This window comes from Streptomyces thermospinosisporus, from assembly GCF_039526425.1.
GTDB classification, from domain to species: domain Bacteria; phylum Actinomycetota; class Actinomycetes; order Streptomycetales; family Streptomycetaceae; genus Streptomyces; species Streptomyces thermocarboxydovorans.
In genome coordinates, this window is the sequence record NZ_BAAAIZ010000076.1 from 1 (window position 1) to 7,060 (window position 7,060).

Annotated in this window: 6 protein-coding genes; all 6 read left to right on the forward strand. The window is 71.0% G+C overall.

Going from position 1 to position 7,060, the window contains the following annotated elements:
- The first annotated feature begins 303 nt into the window (after positions 1-303).
- The 6 genes from ABD207_RS23540 (at position 304) to ABD207_RS23565 (ending at position 7,020) form a co-directional block, all read left to right on the forward strand.
- Complete coding sequence (locus tag ABD207_RS23540; RefSeq protein ID WP_344015107.1) at positions 304-1,533, forward strand: acyl-CoA dehydrogenase family protein; 1,230 nt, start codon at positions 304-306, stop codon at positions 1,531-1,533.
- 273 nt (positions 1,534-1,806) lie between these two features.
- Positions 1,807-2,856 carry an ABC transporter substrate-binding protein gene (locus ABD207_RS23545; protein WP_344015108.1) on the forward strand — a complete coding sequence of 350 codons (1,050 nt, stop codon included), beginning with the start codon at positions 1,807-1,809 and terminating at the stop codon, positions 2,854-2,856.
- Positions 2,857-2,884: 28 nt separating this feature from the next.
- On the forward strand, positions 2,885-3,718 hold the full coding sequence (locus ABD207_RS23550) for an ABC transporter ATP-binding protein (RefSeq protein ID WP_425580801.1): 834 nt from the start codon (positions 2,885-2,887) through the stop codon (positions 3,716-3,718).
- Complete coding sequence (locus tag ABD207_RS23555; protein WP_344015111.1) at positions 3,715-4,662, forward strand: ABC transporter permease; 948 nt, start codon at positions 3,715-3,717, stop codon at positions 4,660-4,662. Before ABD207_RS23550 ends, ABD207_RS23555 begins: the two co-directional genes overlap by 4 nt.
- Positions 4,663-4,733: 71 nt before the next feature.
- Complete coding sequence (locus ABD207_RS23560; protein WP_344015112.1) at positions 4,734-6,071, forward strand: LLM class flavin-dependent oxidoreductase; 1,338 nt, start codon at positions 4,734-4,736, stop codon at positions 6,069-6,071.
- Between the two features lie 49 nt (positions 6,072-6,120).
- A complete protein-coding gene (locus tag ABD207_RS23565; protein WP_344015113.1) occupies positions 6,121-7,020 on the forward strand; it encodes a TauD/TfdA dioxygenase family protein in 900 nt (299 codons plus the stop codon).
- The last annotated feature ends 40 nt before the right edge of the window (positions 7,021-7,060 follow it).

A 7,060-nucleotide genomic window follows, 5' to 3' on the forward strand; every position in this document is an offset into this window, starting at 1 on the left:
CCCCTCGGAGCGCTGGGCAGGCCTTGCACCTGCATCTCCTCGCGGGAAGCGAGGCGTCTTTCCTTGGACCACCAACGCGCGGCCCCCTCAAGGGTGTTGCTCCCGTGGGGCCGAGATCGACTCTAGCGTGATCGGCGCCCCCGCGCGAATCGGCGGCGTCGCACACCGGGCATATCACCCGATCAGCCCTCCAGCTGGACCCCGCCTCCCTACTTTTCCTATCGATTTACTAGGGAAGTGTTGACCCCGGTCGGCACCGCTGCGCACGATGAGGACCGGCCGACTTCAGAGGAGACCACCTCCATGGGCATACCCCCTGGGCCGACCGTCGCCGTGCCGGACATGGACCGGGCCGGGCCGAGCCGGGAGCACTGGCTGCGGGTGGCCCGTGAGACGGCGGACGATCTGGCCACGGACGCCGCCGCCCGGGAACAGGCGGGCAAGGTTCCGTTCGACGAGGTCTCACGGCTGCGCGAGGCGGGGCTGCTCACCCTGCTCGCACCGGCCGCACCGGACGGCGGCGGTGCACAGTGGGCCACGGCCTGCGCGGTGGTGCGGGAGATCGCCGCAGCCGACGGCGCGATCGGTCAACTGCTCGCCGGCCACTACTTCCTGTCGTTCAGCACCCGGTTCCTCACCGACCCGGTGCGTGCCACCCGGCTGCTGTCGCGGTCGGCGGCGCTGGAGTGGTGCTGGGGCGGGGGGTTCGCCCACCAGGCGGCACCGCCGACGCTGACGAAGAGGGCGGGCGGCCATGTGCTGGACGGCCGGCAGAGCTACACCACCGGCGTGCTGGTCGCCGACGTCCTCGCCGTGCGGGCGGTCCGCCCCGACACCGGCGAGCCGCTGGCCGTGGTGGTCGATCCGGTGTCCGACGGTGTGGTGGTCGGCGGGGACGCCGACACCTTCGGGCAGCGTCTCGCGGGCGGCGGGAGCGTCGAGTTCGACGCCGTGCCCGTGGCGGACGACGACATCCTGGGCTCGCTGTCGGCCGACGAGGACGAGATGCCGCCGCTGGCCGCGCTGGTCTCGCCGGTCGGCCGGCTGCTGTCGGTGCAGCTGCGGCTGGGGCTCGCGGAGGGGGTGCTGGCCGAGGCCCGCGAGTACCGCCGGACGGGCGGCTCCTCGTGGGAGCCCGGCTGTCCGGAGCGCGCGCTGGACGACCCGCGCGCGCTGACCGTCTACGGCGAGCTGACGGTGCTCACCCGTTCCGCCGCCGCGCTCGCCGGTCAGGCACTGGAGTCCGTGCGGCAGGCGCTGGCGCGCGGCGAGGAGCTGAGCTACGGCGAGTACGCGGAGACCTCCGTCCTGGTGGGCATGGCGGAGGCCGCCGCGGCCAGGGCCGCGCAGGAGTGCACGGCCCGCGCTCTCGATGTCGTCGGCGCCCGCGCGATGTCGGCGCGGCTGGGGTTCGACCGGTTCTGGCGCAATGCCCGCACGCACACGCTCTATGAGCCGGCCGCCGACCGGCTCCGCGATGTCGGGGACTATTTCCTCAATGGCGCCTACCCGCCTTTCTCCCTTCCCGTCTGACGCCGCGTTACTTGCTCTTCTTCCCCTCTCCGACGTCGTTTGCGAACAGCGCACTTCGTTTCCCTTGAGCTGTTGTGTGAACGGCGTACTTCGTTCGCATGTCGGGGTGTTGAGAGTGTGCGACGTCCGTCCCCGAGGCGTTGACCGGGCCTCGGAGCCGCTGGTTCTCTCGTGACTGCGAGCAGGAATTGCCTCCTTCCACTCGCTCGTTCCACGCAGTAATTCCGGGCGGTTTCCCGGCCCTTCTGACGCTCTCGACAAGGACCCTTTCACATGGCCACGACGGCATCGACCAGACGCCAGTTCCTCACCCTGCTCGGCCTTTCGGCGGTGTCCGTGAGCTGCGGTGCCGCCACCGGTGCCCCCTCCGGCAAGGGCCAGACGAAAACGCTCAGATACCAGGGCTGGGCGGGCCAGGTGACCCCCGCCGAACTCGCCGCGGACCTGGGTTATCTGGAGGACGTGAAGCTGGAGTGGGTCGGCAACACGATCAGCGGGCCGCAGGACATCCAGTCCGCCGCCACCGGTCAGGTCGACTTCGGCGGGGCGTTCAACGGAGCGGTGGTCAAACTCGCCGCGAACAATGCCCCCATCAAGGCCGTCATCAGCTATTACGGGTCCGACGATGAGGCCTATCAGGGCTTCTACGTCCTCGAGGACAGTCCCATCCGCTCGCCTCGTGACCTGTTCGGCAAGAAGGTCGGGATGAACACCCTCGGCGGCCACGCGGAGGCACTGCTCGACATCTATCTGCGGCGCAAGGGGCTCAGCGCGGCCGAGGCCGGCAAGGTGGAGCCGCTGGTGGTGCCCCCGGTCAACACCGAGCAGGCGCTGCGGCAGAAGCAGATCGAGGTGGCGGTGCTCGGCGGAATGCTCCGCGACAAGGCGCGGGAACGGGGCGGCATACGCCCGCTGTTCACGGACACCCAGCTGCTCGGCTCGTTCAGCGCCGGCACCTATGTGATGACCAACCGGTTCCTGCAGCAGAACCCCGACACGGTCCGCACCTTCGTCACCGGGGTCGGGCGGGCCCTCGCCTGGTCGCGCGCCACACCCCGCGACGAGGTCATCGACCGGATGACCGGCATCGTCAAGCGGCGGCGCCGCAACGAGGACACCGCCGCGCTGAAGTACTGGCGCTCCTTCGGCGTCGCCACCCCGGACGGCCGGATCGCCGGCAAGGAACTGCGGCTGTGGATCGACTGGCTGGGCGATCGCGGCGACATCAAGAAGGACCAGGTCTCCCTGTCCGAGCTGTACACCAACGACTTCAACAAGGCCGGCCGGGGCAGCGCGCCCTCCGCCTCGACGAGTGGGAGCTGACACCGTGACCGCATCGACGTCGTCCGCCGTGCCCAAGCTCGTACTGGAGCGGGTGCGCAAGGACTTCAGGGTCAAGCGCCGGGGCCGCGACGCCGGATCGCCCGCGCGGGCCACACGGCTGACCGCCCTCGACGGCATCGATCTGGAGATCGCCGCCGGGGAGTTCACCGTCCTGGTCGGGCCGAGCGGCTGCGGCAAGTCCACCCTGCTCGACCTGCTGGGTGGCCTCACCGAGCCGGACGGCGGGCGGATCCTGCTGGACGGCAGGCCCGTCACCGGTCCCGGCCTCGACCGGGGCATCGTGTTCCAGCAGTACGCGCTGCTGCCGTGGCGCACGGCCCAGGGCAATGTGGAGTTCGGCCTGGAGGCCACCGGCGTGCCGCGCCGCGAACGCGCCGGACGCGCACGGGAGTTCCTGGATCTGGTGGGTCTGGCCGGGTTCGAGGACCGCCATCCGCACGAGCTGTCCGGCGGTATGCGCCAGCGGGTGGCGATCGCCCGCAGCCTCGCCTACGACCCGGACGTGCTGCTGATGGACGAACCGTTCGCGGCGCTGGACGCACAGACCCGCGAGTCCCTGCAGGACGAGCTGCTGCGCATCTGGCAGCGCACCGGCAAGACCGTCGTGTTCATCACCCACGGCATCGACGAGGCCGTCTACCTGGGGCAGCGCGTCGCGGTGCTGACCTCCCGGCCGGGCCGCATCAAGCAGATCGTGCGGGTGGAGCTCGGCACCCGCACCGACACGGACGACCTGCGCTCCAGTCCCGAGTTCGCCCGCCACCGGCACGAGATCTGGTCGCTGCTGCACGACGAGGTGGCCAGGGCCCAGCAGCTGGAGAAGGAGGAGGTTTCCGTATGAGCCCCACGACGACCGGTACGGCCCCCGAGGAGACCCGGCAAGCCGCATCCGCGCAAGAGCCCGCCGCCGCGGCCTCCGGGTCGGCCGGTCAGCACACCGCAGCGGGCCGGCCGGCGAAGGCTCCCGCCCGTCCCGGCGCCACCCGGTCCGGCCGTCTGCTCGGCGCCCTGCGGCGGCTGCCGTTTCTGCTGCTGCACGCGGCGGCCAAGTCGGCCGCCGTGCTCGCCCTGCTGGTGCTGTGGGAGACCGCGCCCCGGCTGGGCCTGGTGGACCGCACCTTCCTGCCGCCGTTCACCGAGGTGGCCCGCGCCTGGTGGGAGCTGGCCGGTGACGGGCAGCTGCTCGACAACACCCGTGCCAGCCTGGCCCGTTCGTTCAGCGGATTCGGCCTGGCGGTGCTGATCGCGGTGCCGCTCGGCCTGCTGATCGGCTGGTACCGGCCGGTGGCCGACCTGCTCAACCCGCTGCTCGAGGTGTTCCGCAACACCGCCGCACTGGCCCTGCTGCCGGTGTTCGTGCTGCTCCTGGGCATCGGCGAGACGTCGAAGATCTCCATCGTGGTGTACGCCTGCACCTGGCCGATCCTGCTGAACACCATCAGCGCCGTCCGCAATGTCGATCCGACCCTGCTGAAGCTGGCCAAGTCGATGGACCTGTCCGCTCCCCGGCTGTTCCAGAAGGTGATCCTGCCGTCGTCGGTGCCGGTGATGTTCACCGGCATCCGGCTGGCGGGCGCGGTGTCCATCCTGGTGCTGGTCGCCGCCGAGATGATCGGCGCCAAGGCGGGCCTCGGCTATCTCATCAACGCCTCGCAGTTCAACTTCGCCATCCCGCAGATGTACGCGGGCATCGTGACGATCTCCGTCATCGGCGTGGCGTTCAACCAGCTCCTGGTGGCCGTGGAGCGCCGGCTCAGCTCCTGGCGGATCCCGCTCGCCGGCTGAGCTGCACCCTCCCATCGCCTGCCCCCCACACACCTCACCTTGTCGTCCCGTCGGCTCTTCCGAGGAACCCCATGACCACGTCCCGCCCCCGTCAACTGCATCTGAACGCGTTCCTGATGAACGCAGGCCACCACGACGCCGCCTGGCGGCATCCCGGAACCCAGCCCGAGCGCGTCACCGATCTCCGCTACTTCCAGCATCTGGCGCGTACCGCCGAACGCGGCCTGCTGGACTCGGTGTTCCTGGCCGACGGGCTCGCCCTGTTCAACAAGGTGCGGCACAACGCCCTCGGCGGCTTCGAGCCGCTCACCCTGCTGTCCGCCCTGGCGGCCGTCACCGAACGCGTCGGCCTGATCGCCACCGTCTCCACCACCTTCAACGAACCGTTCCACGTGGCGCGCAAGTTCGCCTCCCTGGACCATCTCAGCGGCGGCCGGGCCGGCTGGAACATCGTCACCTCGGGGACCGTGGCCGAGGCCCGCAACTTCGGGCAGGACGAGCACCTCGAGCACCGGCTGCGCTACGAGCGGGCCCGCGAGTTCGTCGAGGTCGCCACCCGGCTGTGGGACAGCTGGGCCGACGACGCGATCGTGCTCGACCGGGAGCGCGGGATCTACGCCGACACCGACCGGGTGCGGGCGATCAACCATCGCGGTGAGTACTTCGGGGTGGAGGGGCCGCTCAATGTGCCCCGCCCGCCGCAGGGCCACCCGCTGCTGGTGCAGGCCGGTTCCTCGGAGGACGGCAAGGAGTTCGCGGCCCAGTACGCGGAGGCGGTCTTCACCGCTCAGCAGACGCTCGCCGACGGCCAGGCGTTCTACAAGGACCTCAAGTCCCGGCTCGCCCGCTACGGACGCACCGAGGACCAGCTGCTGATCCTCCCCGGCATCGCGCCCGTGCTGGGCTCCACCGAGGCCGAGGCGCGGGCCCTGGAGCAGGAGCTCACCGACCTGCAGGTCCCCGAGTACGGGCTGGCCCAGCTGTCCGGGATGCTCGGCGTCGACCTGACCGGGCTGCCGCTGGACGGTCCGCTGCCCGAGCTGCCCGAGGAACGGGACATCAACGGCAACAAGTCCCGCTTCACCCTCGTCGCCGAACTCGCCCGGCGGGACGGGCTCACCCTGCGGGAGCTGATCGCCCGGCTCGGCGCCGGCCGGGGTCACCGGGTGTTCGCGGGCACCCCCGAGCAGGTCGCCGACCAGCTCGAGGAGTGGTTCACCCAGGGCGCCGCCGACGGCTTCAACGTCATGCCGCCGCTGCTGCCGGGCGGCCTGGAGGACTTCGTCGACCATGTGGTGCCGATCCTCCAGCGGCGGGGGCTGTTCCGCACCGAGTACACCGGCCGCACCCTGCGCGAGCACTACGGGCTCGCCCGCCCCGACAACGCCGCCCCGGCCCCCGCCTCCTGACCTCCTACTTCCGGCCTCCGCTGCCCTGACGCACGAAAGGACCCATCCCATGACCACCGGTACCGCCTTCGACATCCGCCGGATCGGCGGGCACATCGGCGCCGAGATCCTCGGCGTGGACCTCTCCGGCGAGCTCGACCCGGCCGTGTTCGCCGAGATCAACGCGGCGCTCCTGGAGCACAAGGCCCTGGTCTTCCGCGACCAGAACCTCGACGACGCCGCCCAGCTGCGCTTCGCCTCCCTCTTCGGCGAACTCACCACAGCACACCCCACCGTGCCGGCCGTCGACGGGCAGCCCAACATCCTGCCGGTGGACGGTGAGGAGGGCATCCGCTCCAACCAGTGGCACACGGACGTCACCTTCGTCCGTACGCCGCCGAAGGTGACCACGCTGCGCAGCATCGTGGTCCCGCCCTACGGCGGCAACACGCTCATCGCCAACGCGGCGGCGGCCTACCGGGATCTGCCCGAGCCGCTGCGCGAGCTGGCCGACCGGCTGTGGGCGGTGCACACCAACGACTACGACTACGCGGAGCCGAAGACCGAGAAGGCGGCCGAGCACCGCCGCCAGTTCGTCTCCCGCAAGTACCGCACGGCGCACCCGGTGGTCCGGGTCCACCCGGAGACCGGTGAACGGGGGCTGTTCATCGGCGGGTTCGCGCAGAGCATCGCGGGTCTGAGCAACTCCGAGTCGCGCGACATCCTGCGCCTCCTCCAGGCCTATGTCACCCGCCCGGAGAACATCGTGCGGGTGGTGTGGTCGCCGGGCGACCTGGTGGTGTTCGACAACCGCATCACCCAGCACTACGCGCCGGACGACTACGGCGACCTGCCCCGCCGGCTGCACCGGGTCACCGTGGCCGGTGACGTTCCGGCAGGCATCGACGGCAGGCAGAGCCATGTCGTCGAGGGCGACGACGCCGCCCACTACACGCCCGCCGCGGTCTGACGGCCACCACCCACGCCGGCCCGGGGTCCGAGGGTCCCCC